23 protein-coding genes are annotated in these 25830 nt (G+C 63.4%); 18 read left to right on the plus strand and 5 right to left on the minus strand.

The features are described from left to right. Positions 1-74: 74 nt before the first annotated feature. The 3 genes from NKJ00_RS01545 to NKJ00_RS01555 all read right to left on the minus strand — a co-directional run bounded on the left by NKJ00_RS01545 (position 75) and on the right by NKJ00_RS01555 (position 3136). Entirely contained in the window at positions 75-1016 is a 942-nt protein-coding gene (locus tag NKJ00_RS01545) for a D-ribose ABC transporter substrate-binding protein (protein WP_352609308.1), read from the minus strand. A 327-nt stretch (positions 1017-1343) separates the two neighbouring features. Beyond that, positions 1344-2171, minus strand: a complete 828-nt coding sequence (locus NKJ00_RS01550; RefSeq protein ID WP_023808892.1) for a phosphogluconate dehydrogenase C-terminal domain-containing protein — start codon at positions 2169-2171, stop codon at positions 1344-1346. Between the two features lie 290 nt (positions 2172-2461). Beyond that, positions 2462-3136, minus strand: a complete 675-nt coding sequence (locus NKJ00_RS01555) for a GntR family transcriptional regulator (RefSeq protein WP_013533053.1) — start codon at positions 3134-3136, stop codon at positions 2462-2464. Positions 3137-3354: 218 nt separating this feature from the next. Between NKJ00_RS01555 and NKJ00_RS01560 the strand changes: the two genes are divergently transcribed. The 7 genes from NKJ00_RS01560 (at position 3355) to NKJ00_RS01590 (ending at position 11826) form a co-directional block, all read left to right on the plus strand. Further along, positions 3355-4482, plus strand: a complete 1128-nt coding sequence (locus tag NKJ00_RS01560; RefSeq protein WP_023808891.1) for a sugar ABC transporter substrate-binding protein — start codon at positions 3355-3357, stop codon at positions 4480-4482. 80 nt (positions 4483-4562) lie between these two features. Beyond that, positions 4563-6095: a sugar ABC transporter ATP-binding protein gene (locus NKJ00_RS01565; RefSeq protein WP_352609309.1), complete on the plus strand. Its 1533-nt coding sequence runs from the start codon at positions 4563-4565 to the stop codon at positions 6093-6095. Beyond that, positions 6092-8176, plus strand: coding sequence for an ABC transporter permease subunit (locus NKJ00_RS01570; protein WP_352609310.1), 2085 nt, complete (start codon positions 6092-6094; stop codon positions 8174-8176). Before NKJ00_RS01565 ends, NKJ00_RS01570 begins: the two co-directional genes overlap by 4 nt. Positions 8177-8189: 13 nt before the next feature. Further along, complete coding sequence (locus tag NKJ00_RS01575) at positions 8190-8996, plus strand: SDR family oxidoreductase (RefSeq protein ID WP_292694483.1); 807 nt, start codon at positions 8190-8192, stop codon at positions 8994-8996. Positions 8997-9006: 10 nt separating this feature from the next. Beyond that, the gene (locus NKJ00_RS01580) at positions 9007-9954 is read left to right on the plus strand and encodes a 3-hydroxyacyl-CoA dehydrogenase (protein WP_023808887.1); all 948 of its coding nucleotides are present in this window, start codon (positions 9007-9009) and stop codon (positions 9952-9954) included. Then, on the plus strand, positions 9951-10913 hold the full coding sequence (gene kce / locus NKJ00_RS01585; RefSeq protein WP_023808886.1) for a 3,5-dioxohexanoate:acetyl-CoA acetone transferase: 963 nt from the start codon (positions 9951-9953) through the stop codon (positions 10911-10913). The genes NKJ00_RS01580 and kce overlap by 4 nt, the downstream gene beginning before the upstream one ends. Positions 10914-10947: 34 nt before the next feature. After that, complete coding sequence (locus NKJ00_RS01590) at positions 10948-11826, plus strand: SMP-30/gluconolactonase/LRE family protein (RefSeq protein ID WP_023808885.1); 879 nt, start codon at positions 10948-10950, stop codon at positions 11824-11826. 75 nt (positions 11827-11901) lie between these two features. Here NKJ00_RS01590 and NKJ00_RS01595 read toward each other — a convergent pair whose 3' ends face one another. Next, a complete protein-coding gene (locus tag NKJ00_RS01595) occupies positions 11902-12663 on the minus strand; it encodes a GntR family transcriptional regulator (RefSeq protein WP_128302340.1) in 762 nt (253 codons plus the stop codon). 149 nt (positions 12664-12812) lie between these two features. Between NKJ00_RS01595 and NKJ00_RS01600 the strand changes: the two genes are divergently transcribed. From NKJ00_RS01600 to NKJ00_RS01625, 6 genes are all read left to right on the plus strand, one after another. Further along, positions 12813-14060, plus strand: a complete 1248-nt coding sequence (locus NKJ00_RS01600) for an enolase C-terminal domain-like protein (protein WP_023808883.1) — start codon at positions 12813-12815, stop codon at positions 14058-14060. 62 nt (positions 14061-14122) lie between these two features. Beyond that, positions 14123-15199: an ABC transporter substrate-binding protein gene (locus NKJ00_RS01605; protein ID WP_023808882.1), complete on the plus strand. Its 1077-nt coding sequence runs from the start codon at positions 14123-14125 to the stop codon at positions 15197-15199. Between the two features lie 13 nt (positions 15200-15212). Beyond that, a complete protein-coding gene (locus NKJ00_RS01610; RefSeq protein WP_023808881.1) occupies positions 15213-16703 on the plus strand; it encodes a sugar ABC transporter ATP-binding protein in 1491 nt (496 codons plus the stop codon). Between the two features lie 61 nt (positions 16704-16764). After that, positions 16765-17670: an ABC transporter permease gene (locus NKJ00_RS01615; RefSeq protein ID WP_031212319.1), complete on the plus strand. Its 906-nt coding sequence runs from the start codon at positions 16765-16767 to the stop codon at positions 17668-17670. Beyond that, on the plus strand, positions 17667-18605 hold the full coding sequence (locus NKJ00_RS01620) for an ABC transporter permease (RefSeq protein WP_023808879.1): 939 nt from the start codon (positions 17667-17669) through the stop codon (positions 18603-18605). The genes NKJ00_RS01615 and NKJ00_RS01620 overlap by 4 nt, the downstream gene beginning before the upstream one ends. Beyond that, a complete protein-coding gene (locus NKJ00_RS01625; RefSeq protein ID WP_352628470.1) occupies positions 18602-19306 on the plus strand; it encodes a cyclase family protein in 705 nt (234 codons plus the stop codon). Before NKJ00_RS01620 ends, NKJ00_RS01625 begins: the two co-directional genes overlap by 4 nt. A gap of 6 nt (positions 19307-19312) precedes the next feature. Here NKJ00_RS01625 and NKJ00_RS01630 read toward each other — a convergent pair whose 3' ends face one another. After that, the gene (locus tag NKJ00_RS01630) at positions 19313-20329 is read right to left on the minus strand and encodes a Zn-dependent oxidoreductase (protein WP_128302346.1); all 1017 of its coding nucleotides are present in this window, start codon (positions 20327-20329) and stop codon (positions 19313-19315) included. A 395-nt stretch (positions 20330-20724) separates the two neighbouring features. Here NKJ00_RS01630 and NKJ00_RS01635 point away from each other — a divergent pair, with 395 nt between their 5' ends. From NKJ00_RS01635 to NKJ00_RS01655, 5 genes are all read left to right on the plus strand, one after another. Next, positions 20725-22155: a DHA2 family efflux MFS transporter permease subunit gene (locus NKJ00_RS01635; RefSeq protein ID WP_245486006.1), complete on the plus strand. Its 1431-nt coding sequence runs from the start codon at positions 20725-20727 to the stop codon at positions 22153-22155. A gap of 119 nt (positions 22156-22274) precedes the next feature. Further along, positions 22275-22679, plus strand: a complete 405-nt coding sequence (locus NKJ00_RS01640) for a DUF3024 domain-containing protein (RefSeq protein ID WP_245273055.1) — start codon at positions 22275-22277, stop codon at positions 22677-22679. After that, positions 22676-24358, plus strand: a complete 1683-nt coding sequence (locus tag NKJ00_RS01645; protein ID WP_352628473.1) for an SWIM zinc finger family protein — start codon at positions 22676-22678, stop codon at positions 24356-24358. The genes NKJ00_RS01640 and NKJ00_RS01645 overlap by 4 nt, the downstream gene beginning before the upstream one ends. Position 24359: 1 nt before the next feature. After that, a complete protein-coding gene (locus tag NKJ00_RS01650) occupies positions 24360-24941 on the plus strand; it encodes a hypothetical protein (RefSeq protein WP_023808873.1) in 582 nt (193 codons plus the stop codon). A 244-nt stretch (positions 24942-25185) separates the two neighbouring features. Beyond that, positions 25186-25824 (plus strand): GntR family transcriptional regulator, encoded by a 639-nt coding sequence (locus NKJ00_RS01655; protein ID WP_502895155.1) that lies wholly within the window; start codon positions 25186-25188, stop codon positions 25822-25824. Positions 25825-25830: the final 6 nt, after the last annotated feature.

The following is a 25830-nucleotide window of genomic DNA, read 5'->3' on the forward strand; positions in this document are numbered from 1 at the left end:
GTGGGCGGCCCACGGAAAATGGCGGCAAGGGGCGAAAACCGATGTTCGCCCCTCGCTATTGAAATCACGCTGACTCAGTTCGTCAGCGCGAAGGTCTCCAGCTTGGCGGCATTGTCGCCATTGATCAGAACGCAGTCCATCAACTGCTTTTCCTTGGCCGGCGACTTCTTGTTCTTGATGAAGTCGTTGGCCTGCTCGACCGCCATCTGCGCCTGCGCGAAGGCCGGCTGCAGCACGGTTGCCTTGACACCGCCGGCGGTGATGGAGTCGCGCACGTCGTTCGATCCGTCGAAGCCGACGACGATGACGTCCTTGCGGTTCGCCGCGGCAAGTGCCGCATAGGCGCCCATCGCCATCGTGTCGTTGCCGGAGATCACGCCCTTGATGTCGGGGTTGGCCTGCAGGATCGATTCCATCTTGGAATAGGCTTCCGTCTGGCTCCAGTTGGCCGACTGCTGGGCAACCATCTTCAGGTCCGGATAGTCATCGATGACGTCGTGATAACCCTTGGAACGAATGCCGGCATTGGTGTCGGATTCCTTGCCGACCAGTTCGACGAAATTGCCCTTCTCGCCCATCAGTTTGACGAACTCCTGCGCGCCGAGCTGGGCACCCTGGTAGTTGTTGGAGACGATCTGCGCCACGGCGACGCCGGTGGCGTTGATCTCGCGGTCGATCAGGAAGGACGGAATCCCTGCGTCCTTGGCCTTTTGCACGGCGGCGACGGTGGCGTCGGCGCCGGCATTGTCGAGGATGATCGCCTTGGCGCCGCGGCCGATTGCGGTGTCGATCAACTCGGACTGCTTGTTGGCGTCGTCGTCATGGACCAGCACCAGCGCCTCATAGCCGAGTTCCTTGGCCTTGGCTTCGGCGCCGACGGCTTCCGCCTTGAAGAACGGATTGTCGTGCGAGGGCGTGATGATGGCGATGAGATCCGCCGCGTAGGCGGGCACGGCCGTGCCAAGCGCCAGCATGCCGGCGAAAGCCGCAAGCGTCATTCTGCGTGTGAGTTTCATGAAGTCCTCCCGTTTGAAAATTGCCTTGATCGGCCAATGGCTTCGTCTGCATCCGAACTCGTCAGGCAGCGCGGGCCGCGGATCGCTTGGGTCAAAAAACCGTTGCCGGCTTACCCCAGGCGGATCGTTGCTCCCCAGCCATCCTCCACTCGCCAGGCTTCGAACTCCCTGCGAAACCCTGTCGATCCGAGCCATGAACAGCTAAGCCAACTGGTATGATGAGTCAACCACTAATTCAGGTGACATGTACCTGATGAGCTACCAAAACCGAGGGTCGGCAATGACAGGCCGGGCCCTCGAGGTGCTGCGTCAAGCACCTGTCTTCTCTCAGGTGATCCGCTGAATGCTGGCGGCGATCTCTTCCGGTTCGAACACCCGCTTCCAGTCGTCACGCATCAGCACCGGCTTGCCGAACTCGATCGCCTTGTTGCAGGCGTCCGAGAAAACGCCCTTGGTCTCGCCGAAGATGACGGCGCCGAGCACGTTCATATGGCCGAGCAGGAAGTCGAGCGCCGCCTGCTTGTCGACACCGCGCGCCACGACTTCGTCGACGGCTTCCTTCATCACCACCAACAACGAGGCGCACACCGTCTCCGAAAGGCCAGGCTCGAGCAGCGCCATCTGTTCGACGCTGACGCGGTGCGAACGCATCACCGGCGCCCATATGATCTTCGCGATCGCCTCGCCCTTGGCGTAGTCCTCTTCCGGCCCCTGCATCAGGGCGCTGACCATATGCTGCTTGGCCTTCACGCCGCCGAAATAGTCCTTCTTCGCGGCCATGTCCGTCTCGTCATTGAAGATCGGCGGATGGCAGGGGTGGGTGACGAAATAGGTGAGGTCCGGCCGCTTCGGCAGATGGCCGGCGAAGGGTGCTGCCGCGTCTAGCACCACCACCATCGTGCCTGATACCAGCTTGCTCTCGATGCTGGCCGCTACCTTGCCGATATGCGTGTCGGGAACGGCCAGGATCACCACATCGGCGTCCTTGAGCGCCTCGTCGGCACTGACCGTATCGAAACCCAGTCCGGTCTTCAGCCGTTCGCGGCCGGCATCGCTGACCTCGACATGGCGTATCGTGTAGGGCGACCCGCGAAAGTTGGTCGACAGGCGGTAGCCCATTTTTCCGCCAGCCCCGAACAGCGCAATCGTTGTCATCTGGTCACCACTCCTGTTCTTCGCCGACGGCATCGCCCGTCGTCAACTGATCAACTGGTATAATCACGCTACCAGATTTTGGCAATCTGATAATGACCATGCGATGCGTGCGCCGCGTCATCGGCTGCCGACGGCAAGCTCCAGCACGAGAACCATGGATGGCGCGCTCTGGATACGATTTCTAGATCACCAGAAGAAGCCCGCGCTTGCCCGCTGAGTGCGCATGGGCGCTGCTCTGCCATCCCTAGAAATAGGAGGCATCTGTTGGGGGTTGGAGGTGGGGCCGGGCGCTACTTCAAAAGGTCGACCAGCATGTCGAAAGCCGCATCGATATCGCCGCGAACCGCCGCCTGAACTGCCTGCTCGTCCCGGTCGCGCAGGGCCGCAAACATCTGTTGATGGTATGTGTTCGCGGTCGAGTAGGACCCATGCAGCATATTGAAATAGGGGCTGATCTGCAGCCATAGGTCCTTGATGATCTTGAGCAGGGTTTCGGATCCTGCTGCTCGGTAGATTGCGAAGTGGAAGGTGTAATTCGCCCTCAGATAGGCCTTTACGTCGTCCGCGCCATTCGCGCGTTCCAGCGAGTCCAGATCGCGCGCGAAAATCGCAAGATCCGCATCACTCCGGTTCTGTGAGGCCCAGCCGGCGGCGATGGCCTCTATCTCAAAACGTACATTGCGCAAATCGGTGAGCCGCTCGCGGCTGAGCGCCGGAATACCAATGGAGCGCCCGGATACCACGGTCAGCGCGTTGGCTGCCGTCAGGCGCCGCAGCGCTTCCCTGACCGGCATCGGGCTGACGCCAAAGGCGTCGGCGAGGCTCTGAACCGTGACCATCTCGCCCGGTACGATGCTGCCGTCGAGGATCAGTTCGGTGACCTGATTATAGACCCGGTCCTGCAGAGTTTCCTTGGACAGTGGAATGATCTCGACACCAGGCTTCCTGAACGCCGATCCAGCCATCTCCGGTCAACCTTCCCGCCCAAGGGCGACACTATTGCTTGTGTCGGAATGCAAGGTTCGTGGTGCCACGTCAAGCGGCTGACATAGCCGTTTTGATATAAACGATTTCATCATTGATATTTGATCAAATCATGTTACGGTCGCTGGCATCGAATGGCAAAGGTTACGTTTTGTGCCCTTGGGAGGCATTCGGTCGTTCTGTTTGGGAGGAGTTTCACATGGGTATCGGATCGAAAGTCCGGCGGCTCGCGCTGCTGGCTGGGATGGCTGCATGCGCCTTCGGCCTGTCCGCCGCGCAGGCAGCCGAGAAGCACAAGATCTTTCTCAGCATGAGCTACATAGGCAATGATTGGCAAGCGGAGGCGGCCAACATGGTCAAGGCCATGGCCGCTCACAAGAGCCTGGCCGACAAGGTCGACCTGCAGGTCCAGGTCGCTGGCCCCAACGCGCAACGCCAGATTCAGCAGATCAACGCAATGGTGCAAAGCGGCGCCGAGGCCATCGTCGTATATCCGATCTCGCCGACCGCGCTCAACCAGGTCGTCAAGAATGCCTGCGACAAGGGCGTGAAGGTCTTTGCCTACGACGCCGAGATCACCGAGCCTTGTGCCTACAACGTCCACATCGACCAGCTGGAAGCCGGCAGGGTGACCGCCGAATGGCTGGTCAAGAAGCTCAACGGCAAGGGCAACATCATCGCCATCACGGGTGTCCCGGGAACATCCGTCGACGATCAGCGGACAAAAGCCGCCAAGGAAGTCTTCGCCAAATATCCTGATATCAAGATCGTCGGCGAGGCTGTCGGCATGTGGAGCCAGGCGGTCGCCCGCACCGAACTTTCGAAAATCCTGGCCACCCGCAATTGGGACGACATCAACGGGCTGTGGATGCAGGTCGGCTGCTTCACCGCCAACTCGATGCAGCTCGAGGCCGGCAAGAAGACAAGCGAACTCCTGCCTTGCGCCGGCGAAGGTTCCAATGGCGGCCGCATCCAGATGCTGCCGGAGGGCACCGAAGTCGAAGGTGCGGCCGCCCCTTACGCGCCGGCCGGCGCACAACGCATTTCCTACGCCTCGCCGCCTTATTCGGGTGCGCTGGCGCTGAAGCTTGCCGTCGAGGCGATCGAAGGCAAGGACGTGCCGAAGACCACCATCCTGCCGCTGCCGCTCGTCACCAATGAGACGATCAAGCTGTGCGACGAAGGCACATGGGCGGAGATGAAGGCCGGCTGCAACGCCTTCAAGCCGTCGCTGGTCTCCAATCCGGGCTGGTTTGCCTCGATCTTCTCGGACCAGACACCCGAGGTCGGCCTTAATGCTGCCCTCGTCGGACAACCGGAGAACTAAGCCTCCCAAGGCGCGTGTGACGATGCACGGACTGTTGTCCGTGCATCGTCAATCCATGCCAAGCCCGGCGATCGAGGACAATGACAGAACATTCCGAGCTCCCCGCCATCGAGATCGACGGTATCAGCAAGGCGTTCGGCCCGACCGTCGCGCTGGACGGCGTGTCGTTTGCGATCGCGCCCGGCAGCGTCCATGCCCTGCTCGGTGAAAACGGAGCGGGCAAGTCGACACTGGTGAAGCTGCTGTCCGGACTGGTCCGGCCGAGCCAAGGCCATGTCCGTGTCTTCGGCAAGGAGATCGCTTGCGGCGCACCGCGCGCAGCACATGCGCTCGGTATGCAGACAGCATTCCAGGAGATGACCCTGGTGCGTGACCTCTCCGTCCTCGACAACATGATGCTGCCTTACGCCCCCGTCGGCATCTCCGGCCTGATCCGCCGCGGTGCCGCCCGCAAGGCCGTCCGCCGCCATATCGAAGATCTCGGTTTTTCCGTCGATCTCGATGCCGAGGTGAGTGAGCTCGAGCTTTCGGTGCGCCAGAAGATCGAGATCGCGCGTGCCGTCTACCGCAAGCCGCGCATCCTTTTGCTCGACGAACCGACCTCGACGCTCGCCGGCCGCGACGTCGACTGGCTGGGCGACATCATCGCCAGGCTGAAGGCGGCCGGCACCACCATCGTTTTCATCACCCATCGCATGCGCGAGGTCCGTGCCTTCTGCGAGACGTTGACGATCCTGAGAAACGGCCGCCACATCGTCACCGCGCCGGTTGCCGATGTCTCGGATGGCGACGTCATCGAAAAGATCATCGGCCGCAGCATCGAGCAGACCTTCCCGCCCAAGCCGGACAGCGCCCAGGCCTTCGGCCCGCCGGTTCTGGGCGTGCGCGATCTCAAGGTCGGGCGCAAGCTCGACGGCGCTGGCTTCGATCTGCGCAAGGGCGAAATCCTCGGCGTCGCGGGGTTGCAGGGCATGGGCCAGCAGGACCTATTCCTGGCCTGCTTCGGCATGGCCGAAATCACCCGCGGCCACATCCTCGTCGACGGCCGCAAGGTCTGGCTCGGTTCGCCGGCCGATGCTTTGCGCCCCAACATGGCCATCGGCCTGGTGCCGGAAGACCGCAAATCCGAAGGCCTGTTCCTGAAACTGTCGGGCAGCCAGAACGCCACTCTGCCCGTGATATCGCGCTTCACACGGCTAGGTCTTGTCGACGGGCAAGCCGAGACCCGCTCCGTCGAGGCGGCATTCGCCACTGTCGAGGTCGACCGCCGCGCGCTTTGGACGCGGGCCGGTGCGTTTTCCGGGGGCAACCAGCAGAAAATCGCCATCGCCAAATGGCTGGTGGCGCAGAGCCGCATCCTGCTGTTGTTCGATCCCACCCGAGGCATCGACGTCGGCACCAAGCACGAGCTTTATGTGATGATGCGAAACTACGTGGCTTCGGGCGGTTCGATCCTGCTGCACTCGACCGAGATTCCCGAACTCGTCCATCAATGCGACCGGGTCCTGGTTCTCTACGATGGGCGCATCGCCGCCGAACTCGAAGGCGACGCCATCACCGAACCGGCCATCATGCGCCCGGCGCTCGGGCATGCCGGGGAAGCCGCCGCATGAGCAGCGCAGCAGCCTCATCCCCCGCTACCGGCGGCGTCGGACTGCGCCGTGCGCTGATGCGCAATCGCGGCGCGCTGATCGCCGCGGCCGTCCTGGCGATCCTGCTCTTCGTTGTCGACTGGATCAGCGCCGGGCCGTTGACATATTTCGACGTGTCGTTCCTGTCGAGCGGCGGCGCCACCTCGGCGCTCGCGGCGATCGGCCAGACCATCGTCATCCTGTCGGGCGGCTTCGACCTGTCCGCAGGCGCGGTGATATCGCTGGTCAATGCCGTGCTGGCATCGAGCATGGACCCAATGGCGCCAGGCGCCAGCATCATCTTGTGGACCGCCGTCGGCATCGGCGTCGGCATGGCCGTGGGCGCCTTCAACGGCTTCTTCATCGCTGTGCTGCGCATGCAGCCCATCGTGGTGACGCTGTCGACCATGTTCATCCTGCAAGGCGTGACGCTGCTGGTGATGGACAAGCCCGGCGGCTTCGTGTCGCCCGATCTCGGTACCTTCTATCTTGGCGACGCGATCGCCGGCTGGCTGCCGATGCCGCTGGTGGGGATCGGCGTCGTCCTGCTCGCCTGGTTCTGGCTGAAGGGAACCCGCTTCGGCACAGCACTTTATGCGGTCGGCAGCGATGCGGAGTCGGCCGCTTCCGTCGGCATCAATGTCGTGCTGGTGCGCTTTGCCGTCTATGTCATCGCCGGCGGCTGCTATGGCCTTGCCGGCGTCTTCATCAGCGCCCAGACCGGCAGCGGTGATCCGCTGGTCGGCAATCCGCTGCTGTTGTCGATGTTCGCGGCGGTCGTCGTCGGCGGCACGCGCCTCGGCGGCGGGCAGGGCGGCCCGGTGGGCTCTGTCTTTGGCGCCTTTATCCTGATGATCGTGGTGAACATCCTACTGGTGCTCAACGTATCGGCCTATTATGCGACCATCGCCGAAGGCACCATTCTGGTGCTGGCAGCACTTGCCGGCTCCATCTCGCACGCATCGGTGCTTGCCGTGCAGTTGCGCGCCGCGCGTGCCCGGCTCGCCGCCTGGCGCGCCGGCATACTGCCCTCGCAACTCGAGCGCGTGGACCGGCGTCTCAAGACCGCCGAACCAGCCCATGCCCAGCGCAGTCCGGCATCGCCGCGCCCTGCCTTCCATCTACGCAACGCGGAAACGTTGCGCTATGCGCTGCCCGCCTATGTCTGCCTGTTGCTCATCGTGGTCGTCACGCAGGTCTGGCTCGGCCGCGCCATCCTCAATCCGGGTTACTGGAATTCGCTGCTGGTGCTGTCGTCCTTCCTCGCCGTCCTAGCGCTCGGGCAGGGAACCGTCATCCTGACCGGCGGCCTCGATCTCTCCGTGCCGTGGACGATCGGCATCTCCGGCATCATCCTGGCCGGCATGGTCAACGGCTCCGACGCGGCCCTTGTCTACGCCTTGCCGGTCGTTCTGGTGATGGCTTGCGCCATCGGCTTCGCCAATGGTTTCGGCATCGTCTATCTCGGCATATCGCCGATCGTCATGACGCTTGCCACCAACGGCATTCTGCAAGGCTGTGCGCTGCTCTATTCGCAGGGAACGCCGGCCGGGTTTTCCTCGCCGATGCTGCGCTGGGTCATGACGGCCAAGCTTGCCGGCCTGCTGACCCCAATCGTCCTGCTGATGGTCGTCTTTGTCGTCGCGGCGGTACTGCTGCTTGGCCGCACGCCGTTCGGACGACGCGTCTACGGCATCGGCAATGGGCTGCGCGCGGCGCGCTTGTCGGGCATCGGCGTCGAGCGCACGCTGATCCTGGTCTATATGCTTTCGGCCGTCTGCGCGGCTGTTGTCGGCATCATGCTGACCGGCTTTTCGGGTCAGGCAAGCCTTGGCATGGGCGACGACTATCTGTTGCCGTCGATCGCCGTGGTGGTGGTCGGCGGCGCGCTGATCACCGGCGGACGCGGCCACTATCTCGGCATGCTCGGCGGCGTGTTGTTGCTGACGGCACTGCAGATGCTGCTCGCCGGCACCACGCTTCCCTATGCCACGAGGGCAATTCTTTACGGACTGGTCGTTCTGGGCGCCGTCATGGCGTTGCGCGAACGGCGGCTGCAATGAAAAGGACAGGACCATGAGCACAAGGGCGCCGGCATCGGCGGACGAATTTCTGACCGGGCTGAAAGGCCAGCGCGTGCTGGTCACGGCGGGCGCCGGCGGCATCGGGTTTGCCATAGCCGACACGCTGTCACGCCTCGGCGCTCGCATCGTCGTCTGCGATGTTTCCGACGAGGCGTTGGCCGCTGCTCCCGGCAAGATCGACCTTGTCGCTGCGGTCAAGGCCGATGTCTCGCGCGACGAGGACGTCGACCGCCTGTTCGAGGCGGTCGAGAAAAAACTCGGCGGGCTCGATGCGTTGATCAACAATGCCGGCATTGCCGGGCCGACCGGCGGTGTCGACGAGATCGACCCTTCCGATTGGCGGCGCTGTATCGACATCTGCCTGACCGGCCAGTTTCTGTGCGCCCGTCGCGCCGTGCCGCTGATCAAGGCGGCGGGCGGTGGTTCGATCGTCTCGATGTCGTCTGCCGCCGGCCGCCATGGCTACGCCTTCCGCACACCCTATTCGGCGGCCAAGTTCGGTGTCATCGGTTTCACGCAGAGTCTCGCCAAGGAGCTCGGGCCGCACGCCATCAGGGTCAACGCCATCCTGCCCGGCATCATCGAGGGGCCCCGCATCGAAGGTGTTATCTCGGCGCGCGCCAAGCAGGTCGGTATCAGCCACGAGGAGATGACCGGACGCTATCTGCAGAACATCTCGCTGCGCCGCATGACCAGCCCCTATGATGTGGCGTCGATGGTCGCCTTCCTGCTCTCCGATGCGGGGATCAACATTTCCGGCCAGTCGCTCGGCGTCGACGGCAACGTCGAAACACTTTGAGGAACAAGCCATGGCTAATGTCGCGATCGTCGGAAGCGGGTTTATCGGGCGGGCCTGGGCAATCAGCTTTGCCCGTGCCGGCCATGACGTGCGGATGTGGGATCAGTCGCCCGCTGCGACCGGCGGCGCCCGCGACTACATTGCCGGCGTGCTCGGTGACCTTGCCGCAAACGACCTGCTGCGCGGTCAGTCCGTCGACACTGTGCTTGGCCGGATCACCATTGTCGCGGAGCTGGCAAAGGCGCTGGCGGGTGCGGTCCATATCCAGGAGAACACGCCTGAAAACCTCGAGGTGAAGCGGGAGGTATTCTCGCTGATCGACACGCTTGCCGATCCGCGGACAGTCATCGCCAGTTCCACCTCGGCGCTGTTGCCGTCGAAATTCACCGACCATCTGCAAGGACGGCATCGCTGTCTGGTCGTGCACCCGATCAATCCGCCCTATCTCATTCCGGCGGCCGAAATCGTGCCGGCGCCATGGACGTCCGCCGAGACGGTCGAGAGAACCTGCGCCTTCCTCATCGACGCCGGTCATGCGCCCCTGGTGATGAAGCGCGAGCTCGACGGCTTCATCATGAACCGCCTGCAAGGCGCATTGCTTGAGGAGGCTTTCCGGCTTGTCGCCGACGGCTACGCCAGCGTCGAGGATGTCGATATCGGTATCCGTGACGGACTGGCGCTGCGCTGGTCGTTCATGGGTCCGTTCGAGACCATCGATCTCAATGCACCTGGCGGCGTGCGCGACTATGTCGAGCGTTATCAGTCGATCTATTCGAACATTTTCCCGCAGATGCTGCGGCGCGTCGACTGGGCGGGCGAGGTGATGAAAACCGTCGAAGCCGACCGCCGCGAGCGCCTGCCACGCGAAAACCTCGGCGAACGGCAGGTATGGCGCGATCGTCGGCTGATGGCGCTGGCGGCACACAAGAAAAAATCGGACCAGGAGTACGGACAATGATCGAAACGAGCCGCAAGCCAAGTGCTGCGCAGACCAGGGGCAAGGTCATCATCACCTGCGCGGTGACGGGCGCCATCCACACGCCGACCATGTCGCCCTATCTGCCGATCACGCCTGACCAGATCGCTTCTGAGGCGATCGCGGCTGCCGAAGCCGGTGCCGCAATCCTGCATCTGCATGCGCGAGATCCGGAAACCGGCAAGCCCGACCAGACGCCGGAGGCCTTCGCTCGCTTCCTGCCGCGCGTCAAGCAAGGCACCAACGCCGCCATCAACATCACCACCGGTGGCAGCCCGTACATGAAGGTCGAGGAGCGCGTGCGCCCGGCCGCCAAGTTCAAACCGGAAGTCGCCTCGCTCAACATGGGCTCGATCAATTTCGGGCTCTATCACCTCGCCGACAAATACGAGACCTTCAAGTTCGACTGGGAAAAGCCGCATCTGGAAGCGACCCGCGACCTCGTCTTTCGCAACTCGTTCAAGGACATCGAGTACATTCTGGCGACCTGCTACGACAACGGCACGCGCTTCGAGTTCGAGTGCTACGACATCGCCCATCTCTACAACCTCTCGCACTTCGCCGACCGCGGGCTGGTGAAGCCGCCTTTCTTCGTGCAGTCGGTGTTCGGGCTGCTTGGCGGCATCGGCACGCACCCGGAAGACGTCGCCCATATGAAGCGCACCGCCGACCGGCTGTTCGGCGACCAGTTCCGCTGGTCGGTCCTCGGCGCCGGCGCCAGCCAGCTGCGCATCGCCGCGCAATCGGCCGCACTTGGCGGCAACATCCGCGTCGGGCTGGAGGACAGTCTCTGGGCGGGCAAGGGCAAGCTTGCCAAATCGAACGCCGAACAGGTCTTGCTGGCACGCAAGATCATCGAGGGGCTCGGCATGGAGGTGGCGACGCCCGACGAGGCGCGCGAAATCCTGTCATTGAAGGGCGGCGACAAGGTCGCTTTCTAAATCGTTGCGTGGCGCCAATTCCGAGGAGGACGGCATGAAGATCGAAGTCGTGGTGGACGTGAAGACCACACTGGGCGAAGGACCGCTGTGGGACGTCGAACAGGAACGACTCTACTGGATCGACAGCTTCGACGGGCGCGTGTTTCGGGCGACCGCCGACGGACGCGAGATCCGGTCATGGGACGTGCCGATGAAGATCGGCTCAATGGCGCTACGCAAGGACGGTAGCGGCGCCGTGGTGTCGCTGCAGCGCGGTTTCCATCTGCTCGATTTCGCCTCCGGCGATGTGACGCTGATCCACGATCCCGAGCCGGACAGGCCAATGAACCGGCTCAACGACGGCAAGGTCGACCGGCGCGGCCGCTTCTTCGCCGGCTCGATGGACACGATGGAAGAGGGGCCGTCCGGCGGTCTATACAGGCTGGATCCGGATTTCTCCGTCACCCGGATCGATTCCGGCATCATCTGTTCCAACGGTCCATGCTGGAGCCCCGACGACCGCACCTTCTATTTCGCCGACACCTGGACCGGCGAGATATGGGCCTACGACTACGACATCGCCACCGGTGCCGCCACCAACAGGCGTACCTTCGTGCGCGTCGACACCAGCCGGGGCGGTGCGGCGGACGGCTCGACCGTCGATGCCGAGGGCTATCTGTGGAATGCGCTGGTCTATGACGGAAGACTGGTGCGCTATGCGCCCGATGGCAGCATCGATCGCATCATCGACATGCCGGTCAAGAAGATCACCAGCGTCATGTTCGGCGGACCGAAGCTAGATATCCTTTACGTCACCTCGATGGCCAAGCCGCCGTTGCCGCGTTTTCCCGGCGACGGCGTTTTGCGCGGCAGCCTGTTCGCCATCACGGGCCTTGGCGTCAAAGGCGTTGCGGAGCCCCGCTTCGGCAGCTGACGCCAGACAAGCGAAGCGCCCGTAGCATACGCGGATCAGGCCTTCGCGCAGGCATCCCAATGAGCGGTCAACGGATCATTGGCCAAACAGGTCCGGGCGAGCCACGTTGAGCCGTTGCACCGTGCGCAGCACTTCGCGCAGATGCGCCGCCATACGCGCGCCTGCCTGCTTTGCCTCGCCGGTCTCCACGGCCTCGAAGATCGCCACATGCTGAGCGAGCAGCGTTTCGAGGTGACCCGGCTCGGGCAGGCTCAGATAGCGCACACGGTCCATCTGCAGCTTGACCACTTGGATCACCCGCCAGCTCTTGGGCAGGCCGGCCTCTTCGCAAAGGCTACGATGGAAGCCCTCGTCGAGCTCAAGAAACAGCTCGCGGTCGCCCTCGGCCACTGCCTTGGCCTGCTGGGCAAGATTCACCCTGCCTGCCGCGATGAAGGCGCTCGAACCGTGTCCGGCCAGCTTCTGCACGACGGAGACCTCGAGTGCCTCGCGAATGAACTGCGCTTCCTCGACGTCACTTAGCCGGATCGGCGCGACGAAGCTGCCGCGTTGCGGCAGGATGTCGATCAGCCCTTCATCGGCAAGCCGGATCAGCGCCTCGCGCACGGGTGTCCGGCTGACACCGAGCTGCTGGGCTAGGTCCTGTTCGCTGAGCGCTTCCGACGGCAACATCGCCAGCGTCGTGATGGCGCGGCGCAGGCGCTCGTAGATCTGCGGTGAGATCGGCATGCGATTGTTGACCGGCTCCAGCACCCGCGAGGGTTCGCGCTGACCGGCGGTTTTCAGCCTGGCAGCACTGCCTGAAAATCTGGTCGCCCCCGAAAGCTTGGTCCCCATGACGAATCCGTTGCTGTGAATGGCGCTGCACTGCTCCGGTCATGACACCGCGCACGTCCCAACTCAAGCGGCAAGCAGGATTGAAGCTGTGTTGACATACTACCATGGTAGTGTGTATGACGCCAGCAGGCTAGGGGAGAGGAGCCGGCATGAAGATCACGGACATCAAGGCGACCACCATCACCGTTCCGCTGGAAGCAGCATTGCGGCACAGCAACGGTACGCATTGGGGACGCTTTGTCCGCACCGTGGTCGAGGTCGAGACCGACGAAGGCATTGTTGGGCTCGGCGAGATGGGCGGTGGTGGCGCCGGCGCCGAACTCGCTTTCGCCGGCCTGAAATCCTACCTGGTCGGCCATGACCCTTTCGATCTCAACCGGATGCGCTACGCCATCTGCAATCCGACGGCGTCGCTCTACAACAACCGCACGCAGCTGCACGCAGCGCTGGAATTCGCCTGTCTCGACATCATCGGCAAGAAGCTCGGCGTGCCGGTCTACCAATTGCTTGGCGGGCGCGTGCGCGACCGGATCGGCTTCGCCTCCTATCTGTTCTTCCGTTATGCCGACCGCCGCAGCGGCAAGGGCGAAGTCCGCACCATCGATCAATTGCTCGAGCATGCCCGCGCGCTCAAGGCCGAACATGGTTTTCACGCCCACAAGCTCAAGGCCGGCGTGTTTCACCCCGACTATGAGTTGGAATGTTTCAGGGCGCTCGCCGCCGAATTTCCTGCCGATACGCTGCGCTACGATCCGAACGCAGCCCTGTCGGTCGAAGAGGCGCTGCGTTTCGGCCAAGCCATCTCCGATCTCAGGAACGACTATTTCGAGGACCCGACCTGGGGCCTGGCCGGCATGCGCCGCTTGCGCGAGAAGCTCTCCATCCCGCTGGCCACCAACACCATCGTCATCGATTTCGAACAGCTCGCCACCAATGTGCGCGACCCTGCGGTTGACGTGATCCTGCTCGACACCACCTTCTGGGGCGGCATCCGCGCCTGCGTGCGCGCGGCGCAGATCTGCGACACGTTCGGTCTCGGTATTGCGGTGCATTCCTCTGGCGAACTCGGCATCCAGCTCGCCACCATGCTGCATCTTGGCGCAGTGCTGCCCAACCTCGTCTTCACCGCCGACGCGCATTATCACCACCTTGCCGACGACATCATCGTCGGCGGCAAGATGCTCTACGAGAATGGTGCGATCGCGGTGCCGGAGGCACCGGGCCTCGGCGTCGAACTCGATCGTGACAAACTCGCCACCTATGCCGAACTCTATCGCTCGCTGGGCGGCTATGCCTACGACCGCGATCCCGGCCGTCCGGGCTGGTATCCGCTGCTGCCCAACACTAATTTCGCCGACCATTTGAACGATGCCGTGCCTGATCTCGGGCTGGGCTGACATTTTCCGTTCGAAAGGATCGTCGGGAGGACGCTATGACTTTCAACCGGAGGAGAACAACAATGAGCAAGACCACAGCCTTATTCATTGCAGCCATGCTCGGCTGCACCAGCTTTGCAGCGCTGGACGCGCGCGCCTATGAAGGCGTCGCCAAGGGCGACACTTCGGCCAAGAAGATCGCCTTCAGCAATTCCTACGCCGGCAATTCCTTCCGCCAGGTGATGATCAAGAGCTTCGAGGAAATGGGCGCCAAGGCCGTGGCCGACAAGCAGATCGCCGCAACAGCCGTCGTCAGCTCGAACAATTCGGTGACCGAACAGGCGAGCCAGATCGAGAACCTGATCCTGCAGGGCTACGATGCGATCATCGTCCTTGCCGGCTCCGACACCGCACTCAATGGCGCCATCAAGGATGCCTGCAATGCCGGTATCACGGTCGTCGCCTTCGCCAGCGGCGTCACCGAGCCTTGCGCCTATGTCGTCGACTACAACCTCGATTCCTATGCCAAGGCCGAACTGGATTTCATCTCCAGCAAGCTCGGCGACAAGCCGGCCAACATCCTCGAGATCCGCGGTATGGCCGGCGACGGTTTCGACAAGCGCCTGCATGAGGGCGTCGAGAAAGCGATGAAGGCGCACGCCAGCTACAAGGCTGTCGGCGAGGTCTATGGTCAGTGGACGGCCACCGTGGCACAAAAGGAAGTGTCGGGCATCCTGCCGTCGTTGCCTCAGGTCGATGCGGTGCTGACGCAGGGCGGCGACGGCTATGGCGCGGCGCAGGCATTCAAGGCCGCCAGCCGGCCGCTGCCGATCATCATCATGGGCAACCGCCAGGACGAATTGGCGCTGTGGAAGCAGGAGCATGATGCCGGCGGCTACGAAACCTTCTCGCTGGGCGCCACGCCCAGCGTCTCGCAGGTCGCGTTCTGGGTCGCGCAGCAGATCCTGGCCGGCAAGCAGGTGCCGAAATTCGTCGAGGTGCCGCTCCTGCAGATCAATCAGCCTGACCTCGACGCCTGGCTGAAGACGGTTCCCGCAGGCGGCGTGGTCAATGCCGAATACCCGCAGGAGCTGGTGGCCAAGATCATCGACGCCAACGTGAAGAAGGAGCCACTGCCGGGCGTTCCCGCGCCGAAATGAGCAGCATGGCCGAATGATGAACGATCCCACGTCGCCCAAAAGGGACGCAGCAGAGACGGTCAATGCCGACGGCCTCCTCATCGAGGTGCGCGATGTCCGCAAGCACTATGATGCCGTGCATGCCCTGGGCGGCGTGGATTTTCATCTCAAACCCGGCGAGGTCGTTGGCCTTGTCGGTCACAACGGCGCCGGCAAGTCGACGCTGATGAACGTGCTGGCCGGCACCATCGAGCGCAGCAGCGGCAGCTTTCGCCTCGGCGGACGTGAGATCGGTGCCTGGAGTGCGGCCAGTGCCCAGCAGGCCGGTCTGCGCTGTATCTTCCAGGAACTGTCGCTCTGCGCCAATTTGACGTCGGCGGAAAACACCCGCATCGTGCACAGGTCCTTGCGTGGGTTGGGCTGGCGGCGGCGCGCGCGCCAGGTGATTGGTCCGGTGCTGGACGAGATCTTCCCTGGCCACGGCATCGATCTCGACAGGAAGGTCGCCGACCTGCCGATCGGCGAGCGACAGATGGTCGAGATCGCCCGCGCCTTCACGCAGACCAGCATCAAATTGCGCGCCGTCATTCTCGATGAGCCGACCTCGGCGCTCGGCCATGAGGCGACGGAACAACTGCTCGCCCACATTCGTCGTGCCGCAGGGCGTGGCATCGCCTGCATCCTGATCACCCATCGCCTCAACGAGATCCTCGCCGTCTGCGACCGCACCGTCGTCATGGTCGACGGCAAGGTCGTCGCCGAGCGGCCGACCGCCGGCCTGTCACGCGCCGCGCTGGTCGAGTTGATGGGAAGCATCGAACGGCCGCGTGAGCGCACGGCCGGCAAGGTGGCCTCGGTGCAAGCTCCGGTTATCCGGCATGCGGGTCGCGACACCACAGATCTGACCATCGACGTCGGCAAGGGTGAGGTCATCGGCTTCGCCGGGCTCGACGGCCACGGCCAGCGCGAGCGGCTGCGCGCGATGTTTTATGCCTCGCGCCGGCAACGCGAGGCCTTGCCGGGTGCCTATGTCGCCGGCGACCGCGGCTCGGAAGGCGTGTTTTCGCTGTGGTCTATCGCCGACAATCTGACCATCCGCAGCCTGAATGCACTGACGCGGGGCGGCATGATTTCAGGCGCCGCCGCCCGCAAGCTGGCCGAGACCTGGTCGAACAGGCTCAACGTCAAGGCGCCTTCGATCGACACGCCGATCCTGTCGCTGTCCGGCGGCAACCAGCAGAAGGTGCTGTTCGCCCGCGCGCTGTCGTCGGACGCCGAGGTGATCTTCCTCGACGATCCGATGCGCGGCGTCGATGTCGGCACCAAGCAGGAGGTCTACCGGCTGATCCGCGCGGAAGCCGAGAACGGACGCGCCTTCGTCTGGTACACAACCGAACTCGAAGAGCTGACCAATTGCGAGCGCATCTATGTCTTCCGCGAGGGCCGCGCCGTGACCAGGTTGGAAGGCGAGGCCATCGAGACCGGCCGTATCCTGCAGGCGTCGTTCGGAGGCGACCATGTCTGACGCGCCTGCCCGAGTTCCGGCCCGTTCTCCTTCCAATCCGCGCTCGGCCTTGCTCAATGCGATGCAGGTCGGCCTGCCGGCAATCGCGCTGCTGGTCATGCTGGCCATCATCTTCAGCATCCGCCCGGCGGCGATGAGCTATTTCGGCTTCCATCTGCTGTTCAAGCTCTCGGTGCCGCTGGTCTTTGCCGCACTGGCGCAGATGATGGTGATCATGCTGGGCGACATCGACCTGTCGAACGGCGCCTTTGTCGGGCTGATCACCTGCATCACGGCGCTCTATCTCGGGGATGCGCCGGCAATTGCGGCGCTGTGCTACCTGGTCCTGATCGCCGCCTATGCCGGTTTAGGCCTGCTTATTCATGCTCGGCAATTGCCCTCGATCATCGTGACGCTGGGCATGTCCTTCATCTGGCTAGGCATCGCCGTCATCCTGTTGCCGGCACCGGGTGGCTCGGCACCCGCATGGCTTGCCGCCTTCATGAGCTGGCAGCCGCCTTTGATGCCGCTGTCGATCTGGCTGGCGGCACTGGCGGCGCTTGCCGGCCATCTCGTCATCTCACGCTCCTCCTATGGCGTGGTGTTGCGCGGCGCAGGCGGCAATCCGCGCGCCGTCCAGCGCGCCGGCTGGTCCGTTGTCGGCATCCGCGTCGCTGTCTATGCCGCCGCCGGCCTGCTCGCCTGTCTGGCCGGGCTGACGCTGACCGGCCTCACCACATCGGGCGACGCCAATGTCGCGCCGGCCTATACGCTGCTCGGCGTCGGCGCGGTGATCCTCGGCGGTGGCGCTTTCACCGGTGGCGTCGTCTCGCCGGTCGGCACGGTGGTCGGCGCTCTGACGCTGTCGCTCGCGGGCTCGCTTTTGTCTTTCCTGCAGGTGCCGCCGACATGGCAGATTGGTGCCCAGGGCGTTATCCTGTTTCTCGTGCTGGCCGGGCGCGTGCTTTTGTCGGAGCGGGCGCGATGACCCGAAGATTGAGCCTCGCGCCGTGGACCTACGGCTTCATCGTGGCGCTCGCAATGTGGGTGGTGACATCAGCCTATTCCGGTATCGACAGCGCCGGCGCCACGCTCTCGGGGGCGCTCGCCTTCGGTGCCTTCAGCGTTGTGGTGGGAACCGGGCAGATGTTCGTCGTCGCCTCCGGGCCGGGCAATATCGACCTGTCCGTGCCATCCGTGCTGACGCTGGCCGCCTATGTATCGATAACGGTCATGCAAGGGTCCGACGGCATGCTGCTGCCTGGCCTGCTTGCAGCACTTGCCGTCGGCGCCGTCGCGGGTGCCGCTAACTTCCTTGCCATCGTCGCGCTCAGGCTGCCGCCGATCATCGCAACGCTCGCCTGGAGCTTCGTCTTCCAGTCGCTTGCCTTTAATCTCGGCGGCCAGGCGACACTGAAGCCGCCGGCCGGCCTTTCCCGGTTTACCTTGATGAACCTTGGCGGTGTCCAATTCATGCCGATCGCGGTGATGGTGCTGACGCTGGTCGCCATGGTCGTCCTCAAACGCACGGTCTGGGGCCGGCAATTGCTGGCCACCGGCCAGAGCGAACCGGCGGCGCGGCTCGCCGGCATCAACGTCGCCCGGGTGCGGTTGATTGCCTATATGCTGTGCGGCACGGCGGCAGCGCTCGCCGGCTTCCTGCTTGCCGGCTTCAGCGGCGGGGCAGCACTCAACATGGGTGACGCCTATCTGATGGAATCGATCGCCGTGGTGGTGCTTGGCGGCACCAGCGTCGCCGGTGGACAGGCCAACGCGGTAGGCATATGGGGGGCTGCGCTGTTCTTCAACCTGATGTCCACCATGCTCAACACCTTTGGCATCCAGGCAGGCGTGCGCTTCCTTTTGACCGGCGTGCTGATCATCCTGATCGTCGCTCTCGTGCCGAGGCCTCGCGTCAGATGACACCCGCCACCGATACGCTCGCCGGGCTGTTCGAAACAAAGGCAGTTTCCTTCGTCGACCTGACGCATCCGATGAAGCCCGGCATGCCGGTGTGGCCGACGCACCCGCATTACTGCCAGGAGATGGTGGAATCCTATGACCGCGGCGACGTCGCCTGCAACCATGCGTTGGCTATGAGCGAGCACACCGGCACGCATTTCGACGCGCCGGTCCATTTCATCCGCGGCGGTGCTGCCATCTCGGACATTCCGGTCGAGCGTTTCTTCGGCCGCATGGTGACGATCGATGCGCGGGACTGCGCGCCCCGGCAGGCGGTTGAGCCGGGTTCTATCTTCGCTTTCGAGGCCGAACAGGGCTGCGTACGGCAGGGCGACGCCGTGTTCTTCCGTTTCGGCTGGGACCGGTTCTGGGACGATCCGGCCGCGTTTCTCGCCGACTGGCCCGGCCTGTCGCGACAAGCAAGCGAATTGCTGGTCGAGCGCGGTGCGCGCATCGTCGGTTCGGACTGCCTGTCGATCGATTGTTTCGGCAGCGAGGATTTCCCGGCGCACAATACGTTGCTTTCAGCCGGCATCCTGATCGGCGAGAATTTCGCACGGCTTGGTGACTTGCCGCCTCGGTGCTTCCTGATCAGCTTGCCGCTGGCGATCGAAGGCGGCACCGGATCACCGCTGCGCGCCATCGCGCTGGTCGAGGGCTAAACCGGCTCAAGAGAAATCCAGCTGGACCTTGAGCGTGCGCTGAGGTTCCTTCTCGATCAGGTCGAAGGCGGCGCGCGCCTCCGTCGCCGCGAAGACCTGTGTGATCATGCCTTGCGGATCGAGCCGCTTGTCGGCCAGCCATTCGACGACGCGCGGCAACAGCCGGCGGTTCAGGCGCGAGCCGACGATGGTCAGTTCCTTGCGCACCACTTCCTGCTGGCTGAGGTTGGATGGGGCGTCCGAAAAGCCGAGCAGGCCGATGCGGCCCGCCGGGCTGGCCAGCCGGCAAGCCTCGTCAAGAAGTGCGGGAATGCCGGCGCCGTCAATGACCAGCGTCGGGCCAAGACCGTCATTTTCACCGCGCACCGCGGCCGGCACGGGATCGCGCACGGAGTGAATCACCCTGTCGGCGCCGAAGCGGAGCGCTCGCTCCAGGCGGGCTTCGTCGATATCGGCAACGATGCAGCGTGCGCCCTTGAGCTTGGCGACCTGCAGGACAGTGACGCCGACCGTGCCGGCGCCATAGATCAGCGCCGTGTCCTCGGGTCCGCAACCGGTACGATCAAGCACATTGGCGGCGATGGAAAACGGCTCGGCCAGTGCCGCCAGCCCAAACGGCATATCCCTTGGAACCGGTATGACATTTGCCGCCGGCACCGCCACGAAGGCGCGAAAACCGCCGTCGCGGTGAACGCCCATCACTTCGAGGTTGGCGCAGACATTGGAGCGGCCGACCCGGCAGGGATAGCAGTGGCCGCACGACACCACGGGATCGACCACCACGCGGTCTCCCACCGCTATGCCGGTCACATTGCGTCCGAGCGCTGTTACGGTGCCGGCGAATTCATGGCCGATGATGCGCGGATAGACGGCGAACGGATTGGAGCCGTGCAATATGTGAATGTCGGAGCCGCAGATGCCGGCACGGCTGACATGAACGACGACTTCGCCAGTGCCGGGCTCTGGCATGGCGCCCTGCCGGACTTCCAGCGACTGCGGTGCGCGAACGAGAACTTCAAGCATGGCCTCACCACTTGTATACTAGTCGACAAGTGGCTCAATCTCGCTGTGCCGTCAAGACGCAAGCGCTCATGGCGGCGGTAAGACGGCCTCTTACCTGACACGTTCCTTCACGAAATCGGGACGGGCGTCCGCTGAAACGCAAATGTGCCTGGCGACGGCAGTTCGGACTCCCAATGCGCTGTCCTGCCGATCTCCTCTCGAAGGGGTCGGCAGTCAAAATTTGTTGACTTCCATCAAAGAGGAAATGACTACCGCTTGCCTGCTTGTCGGACCATAAGACAGGCCGTGTGATCGGGCCTCGGCTGGCTTGCCGCACGGAAGGCGACCTTGCCTTTGAACGCGGACGCGCCACCTGGAATAGAGCAGCCGCTTGCATGACGGAATTGGCAATAGAATTGGAACAGCCTCAATTTGCCACCGAGCGCGACCCGAGGCTGAGATTGATCATCCCAATCATCGTCGCCATCGCCTTTCTGATGGAGCAGCTCGATTCCACCATCATCACCACCGCGATCCCCGCCATCGCACGCAGTCTCGACACGACGCCCGTCAGGCTGAACCTGGCGATCACCACCTACATTCTGACGCTGGCCGTATTCATTCCCGTCAGCGGCTGGTTCGCCGACAGGTTCGGTGCGCGAAAAGTGTTCGCGCTGGCGCTTTTCACCTTCACCCTCGGCTCGGCGCTGTGCGGCATGGCCAACAGTTTCGGCATGCTGCTGGCGATGCGCGCCCTGCAGGGGCTGGGCGGCGCCATGATGACGCCGGTCGGGCGGCTGATCCTGCTGCGCAGCTTCCCACGCAGCGGGCTGATCACCGCCATGACCTACACGACCTTGCCCGCCATCATGGGGCCTGTGATCGGGCCGCTGCTCGGCGGCCTGTTGACCACTTATGCCTCATGGCGCTGGATATTCTATGTCAACGTGCCATTCGGTTGCCTCGGCATTCTGGCGGCGCTGCGCTTCGTCGACGATTTCCGCGAGGAAGCGGTGCAACGCTTCGACTTTGCCGGGTTCCTGATGGTCGGATGCGGAGTCGCGCTGCTGCAGTTCGGACTGGAAAGCATCGGTAGGCCAATCATCTCCGTTTCGGCGACAGCGTTGGTGTTGGCCGCGGCGATCCTGCTGCTGCTCGCCTTCGGGCGCTATGCGCGCCGCGTCGTTGCACCGGCAGTCGATCTGACACTGTTTCGATTTCGCTCGTTCTGGGTCGGTACGCTCGCAGGCGGCCTGTGCCGCGTTGGCCTCAATGGCGTGCCTTTCCTGTTGCCGCTGATGCTGCAGGTCGGCTTTGGCATGAGCCCGGTCACCTCGGGCTCGCTGACATTCGTCGGCAGCTTCGGCGCCTTGCTCATTCGGCCGCTGCTGTCGCCGCTGTTGCGGCGCTTCGGTTTCAATGTCGTGCTGATCGGCAGCGCGGTGGTTGGTTCCGCCGCTGTCGGGGGCTTCGCCTTGATCGAAGCCGATACGCCGCACTGGATGATCGGCCTTTACGCCTTTGTCTTCGGGGTCATCCGGTCGGCGCAGTTCATGACCTCCAACACGCTTTCCTACGCCGACCTGCCGGCCGACAAGCTCAGCCGCGCCACCAGTCTCGGCGGCGTCCTGCAGCAACTCAGCGTTTCCCTGGGCGTTTCGATCGCCGCCATGGTGCTGGGCCTTGTCGCAGGAGAAACCCACATCGTGACAGCGGAACGCTTCCACCAGGTGTTCCTGCTGACCGCGGTCATCCCGTTGCTGTCCGTCCCCGGCTTCCTGTACCTGCGTGCCGAGGACGGCGTGCAGGTCAGCGGTCATGTTCGATCGGGTAATTCTCGCAAATGATGCCAGATGCATTCTGCGTTCAAAAAGGATTGCCTCGCCGGATCGGTCGATTATCATGAACGGCGATACCGTATGGCTGAGGGCAGCCCCACAGCGCTCTTGGCGGCGGATAGTGGGAAATGATCGCGCTGGCGAAACGGGAAAACGCGATGGTGTGGGTTAAGAAGCCTTCGGCTGACGAGAAGCTGGCCATGGCTGCCACTTGCGAGCGTTTCATCGCCGAGGTTCTGAAGCCTCGGTTCATCCACGGCCAGCCGAATCGGCTCGACCATCCGCTAGACATTTTCGGCAAGTGGCGAGGAAGCAAATACGGTTTCTCAGCGCGCTACCGTTCGGATGACGGTGAAGAATTCAACGCTCCCTTCGCCCGGCTCGATCATGTGGAGGAGCATCTCGCCGAGACCCGGTTCGACCTCATGTGGCACAGGCACACCGGAGCATGTGGGCGGCTGCATGCGACCGTTACGTTGGACGAAGCCCTGCGTCTCATCTCGGCTGACTCGAGGCTCCAGCCGCCACTATGAACCGCAAGAACAGCCGACCCCGTTTCGATGTCGATGCCCTGCGCGATCTTGTCGGCACCAAGGTGTACTCGCGCGGCGAGGCCTACTGGCGTGACGGGCTGGTGCAACTGCTGACCGTTGGGCCCAAGCGCGTGCTGGCGCAGGTTGCCGGCACGGAGGACTACCGTGTTGAACTGACGGGGCGTGGCGAGTCGGTCGACGGTTCGTGTTCCTGCCGCGCCTTCGGCGACTGGGGCTATTGCAAGCATTTGGTGGCGACGGCGCTGGCGGCAAACGCGATGGGCAGCGACACGGAAGCGCAAAGCATCGATGTGTTCACGCGTATACGCGAACATCTGGAAGGCAAGAACAAGGCGGCGCTTGTCGATATGATCATGGATGTCGTCGAGCGCGATCCTATCCTGTTGCGTAGGCTGGAAATGGCCACGCTGACTACGCAAGACGGCGACGAGGCGGCCATCGAGGCGCGTCTCGGCAAGATGATCGACGGCGCAACCGCCACGAATGGCTTCATAGATTACCGCGAGGCGCCCGACTGGGCCCAAGGTGTGGACGAGGCGCTCGATGTGATCGCCTCGGTCTCGAGCAAGCATGCGGGCATCGTTATACGGCTCGCTATGCGAGCCATCGATCGGATCGAGGCTGCCATCGAGGTCGTGGACGATTCCGATGGCCATTGCGCCCCACTTCTCGACCGGGCATGCGAAATTCACTGCAACGCTGTCTCGGAGGCGCCTTGCGAACCCTTGTCCCTGGCGCGTGACCTGTTCGCGCGCGAGATGAATGGTGGCTACGACACCTTCGGTGGCGCGGCTGAGCGCTATGGCGATATCCTCGGCGAGGAAGGATTGGCCGAATACCGTCGCCTGGCCAACGAAGCCTGGAATGAACTGCCCGCAACCGCCGGCAAGAATCGGATAGGTCACGGACTGTCCGGCGACCATTTCAGGCTGCAGGAAATCCTCGACTTCTTTGCTGACCGCGATGGCGACCTCGAGGCACGCATCGCCCTTCGCGCCAAGCATCTGTCCTCACAGCAAGCCTATCTGCAAGTCGCCAAATTCTGCCTCTCGCACGGTCGCGCCGAAGAGGCTTTGCGCAGGGCCGAGGACGGCCTGTGGGTGTTCGAGGATGATCGACCCGACGAGCGGCTCATTTCCTTTGTAGTCGACCTGCTGACCACGGCCGGTCGCGATGCGGACGCCGAAGCGCATCTGTGGCGCGCATTCGAGAAGGCACCGAGCTTCGGACTGTATCAACGGCTGTGCAAGACGGGCACGGCGACGCGCGATCGAGTAATCAAGCGCCTCCAGTCCAGGCTAGCGCGCGAGAAGCCGTCCGCCTGGCATTATCCGGCCGATCTGCTCATCAGCATCTTGATTGAGGAGAAGCAGTTTGATCTGGCGTGGGCGAACACGCGCGCACATGGCGCTTCCGAAGGACTGAAGGAAAAGCTCGCGCAGGTCAGTGAAGCCACGCATCCGCGCGAGGCACTGAAGATCTATGCGGAACGCGTAAACCAACTGGCCCAGTTTGGCGGTAACGGCGCCTATGCAGAAGCGTCAACCCTGATCGGCCGTATGGCCGGCCTGCGCGGCGCGTCCGAACATGCCGCGTATCTGGCGGATGTGAAAGACCGCTTCGGCCGCAAGCGCAATTTCATGAAACTGTTGGCCTGACATGCGGCGCGCGGCGATTGACGAGCAAAATCGCTACATGCTGGAACGCCAGCAGCAGTTCCGCGCGGCGGCGGATGTCGTCACCGATGCTTGGACGCGTTTTCGAGAGGTGGGGGCGGTGGCCGTTATCGGCTCTGTCGCGAAGCCGCTTTGGAAAGAGGTGCCGCGCTTCAGCGAATTCCGGCGCGCTCGGATCGAGGTCTGGCATGAATGTAGCGATCTCGACCTGGCGCTTTGGCTTGACTCGCAGGCTCGTCTAGGCGAACTGCGTCGCGCCGCCGCTCTTGCCCTGCGTGAGGCGTTTGAGAAGGGAACAGGGATCAGCGTTGCCGATCACCAGCTAGACGTTTTTCTGATCGAACCCGGCAGCGACAGATATCTGGGCCGGCTCTGCAAGTTCAGTCAGTGTCCGAAGGGAAAGCTCGACTGCCTGGTTCCCGGGTGTGGCGAGATCGCCTTCAACAAGTGCGTTGCCGACTTCACGCCGCATGCTGATCTGCTCGCCCCAGCTCAAGGCGCGATGCTCTACAAGCGTGGTGTCGGGCGGATGCGCTCCGCGCTTGACCTGCCGCAGACTGGCTGAAAGCCCGCAGGGCTGGGCGAGCCGCGCCTTCAGTGCTTCAGACGATCGTCTCATATGCGCGAATCGGGACGTTGCCTTGCGGAGGCGGGTGGCGTCTTGCGGAGGAAGTCTGCTTGGCGCGGGCAGTGTGTATACGGGCATACCTATATCCGCATGGGTTTTTCAATTAGGCTCGATGCTGTGTGAAAACGGGGAGCATCGATTGCGAGGATTTGCGGAAAGCGTGATGCAGGGGCCGCGGACCGTGGCCGAACAGGTCGCCAATGTCCTGCGCGAAGCGATTGCCAGTGGAACCATCAGGGCGGGCACGCCGCTGCGCCAGGATGAATTGGCCGAGCAGTTTGGCTTCAGCCGCATGCCAATTCGTGACGCCCTTCGCCAATTGGAAGCCGAAGGTATTGTTTCCATTCATCCCACAAAAGGCGCGCAGGTCGCCCGGATGGACGGCGCCGAGATCAGTGAAATCTACGCGCTACGCGAGCTGCTCGAAAGCGAGGCGCTCCGGCTTTCGGTACCCAGCCTCTCCGGCGCGAAGTTCGACGAGGCCGAACAGGTGCTCGACCAGATCGACGCGGAGCGCAATGTCGGCCGATGGGGTGCGCTGAACCGTGCCTTTCATCTGGCTCTCTACGATGCCTGTGGCAACCATCGATTGCTCGGCCTGATCGAGGCGCACCACAATGCCGCCGATCGCTACGTCCGCATCCTGCTGTCGAACCTGGACTATCGCAGCCGCTCGCAGACGGAGCATCGCGAGCTGCTGGCCGCCTGCCGGCGGCGCGACGGCGACAGGGCCATAAGCATTCTGAGGCAGCATCTTCGCGAAGGAAGCGAGACGCTGGTCCGCGCGATCAGGGAAGATGGCCTGTCGCGAGAATCCTGACGGCGT

Origin of the sequence: Mesorhizobium sp. M0227, from assembly GCF_040321855.1 — a bacterium.
Classification (GTDB): domain Bacteria; phylum Pseudomonadota; class Alphaproteobacteria; order Rhizobiales; family Rhizobiaceae; genus Mesorhizobium.

Coding starts and splice junctions, on each gene's coding strand:
- NKJ00_RS01545 (WP_352609308.1), bottom strand. CDS start 1,016: ATGAAACTCACACGCAGAATGACGCTTGCGGCTTTCGCCGGCATGCTG.
- NKJ00_RS01550 (WP_023808892.1), bottom strand. CDS start 2,171: ATGACAACGATTGCGCTGTTCGGGGCTGGCGGAAAAATGGGCTACCGC.
- NKJ00_RS01555 (WP_013533053.1), bottom strand. CDS start 3,136: ATGGCTGGATCGGCGTTCAGGAAGCCTGGTGTCGAGATCATTCCACTG.
- NKJ00_RS01560 (WP_023808891.1), top strand. CDS start 3,355: ATGGGTATCGGATCGAAAGTCCGGCGGCTCGCGCTGCTGGCTGGGATG.
- NKJ00_RS01565 (WP_352609309.1), top strand. CDS start 4,563: ATGACAGAACATTCCGAGCTCCCCGCCATCGAGATCGACGGTATCAGC.
- NKJ00_RS01570 (WP_352609310.1), top strand. CDS start 6,092: ATGAGCAGCGCAGCAGCCTCATCCCCCGCTACCGGCGGCGTCGGACTG.
- NKJ00_RS01575 (WP_292694483.1), top strand. CDS start 8,190: ATGAGCACAAGGGCGCCGGCATCGGCGGACGAATTTCTGACCGGGCTG.
- NKJ00_RS01580 (WP_023808887.1), top strand. CDS start 9,007: ATGGCTAATGTCGCGATCGTCGGAAGCGGGTTTATCGGGCGGGCCTGG.
- kce (WP_023808886.1), top strand. CDS start 9,951: ATGATCGAAACGAGCCGCAAGCCAAGTGCTGCGCAGACCAGGGGCAAG.
- NKJ00_RS01590 (WP_023808885.1), top strand. CDS start 10,948: ATGAAGATCGAAGTCGTGGTGGACGTGAAGACCACACTGGGCGAAGGA.
- NKJ00_RS01595 (WP_128302340.1), bottom strand. CDS start 12,663: ATGGGGACCAAGCTTTCGGGGGCGACCAGATTTTCAGGCAGTGCTGCC.
- NKJ00_RS01600 (WP_023808883.1), top strand. CDS start 12,813: ATGAAGATCACGGACATCAAGGCGACCACCATCACCGTTCCGCTGGAA.
- NKJ00_RS01605 (WP_023808882.1), top strand. CDS start 14,123: ATGAGCAAGACCACAGCCTTATTCATTGCAGCCATGCTCGGCTGCACC.
- NKJ00_RS01610 (WP_023808881.1), top strand. CDS start 15,213: ATGATGAACGATCCCACGTCGCCCAAAAGGGACGCAGCAGAGACGGTC.
- NKJ00_RS01615 (WP_031212319.1), top strand. CDS start 16,765: ATGCAGGTCGGCCTGCCGGCAATCGCGCTGCTGGTCATGCTGGCCATC.
- NKJ00_RS01620 (WP_023808879.1), top strand. CDS start 17,667: ATGACCCGAAGATTGAGCCTCGCGCCGTGGACCTACGGCTTCATCGTG.
- NKJ00_RS01625 (WP_352628470.1), top strand. CDS start 18,602: ATGACACCCGCCACCGATACGCTCGCCGGGCTGTTCGAAACAAAGGCA.
- NKJ00_RS01630 (WP_128302346.1), bottom strand. CDS start 20,329: ATGCTTGAAGTTCTCGTTCGCGCACCGCAGTCGCTGGAAGTCCGGCAG.
- NKJ00_RS01640 (WP_245273055.1), top strand. CDS start 22,275: ATGATCGCGCTGGCGAAACGGGAAAACGCGATGGTGTGGGTTAAGAAG.
- NKJ00_RS01645 (WP_352628473.1), top strand. CDS start 22,676: ATGAACCGCAAGAACAGCCGACCCCGTTTCGATGTCGATGCCCTGCGC.
- NKJ00_RS01650 (WP_023808873.1), top strand. CDS start 24,360: ATGCGGCGCGCGGCGATTGACGAGCAAAATCGCTACATGCTGGAACGC.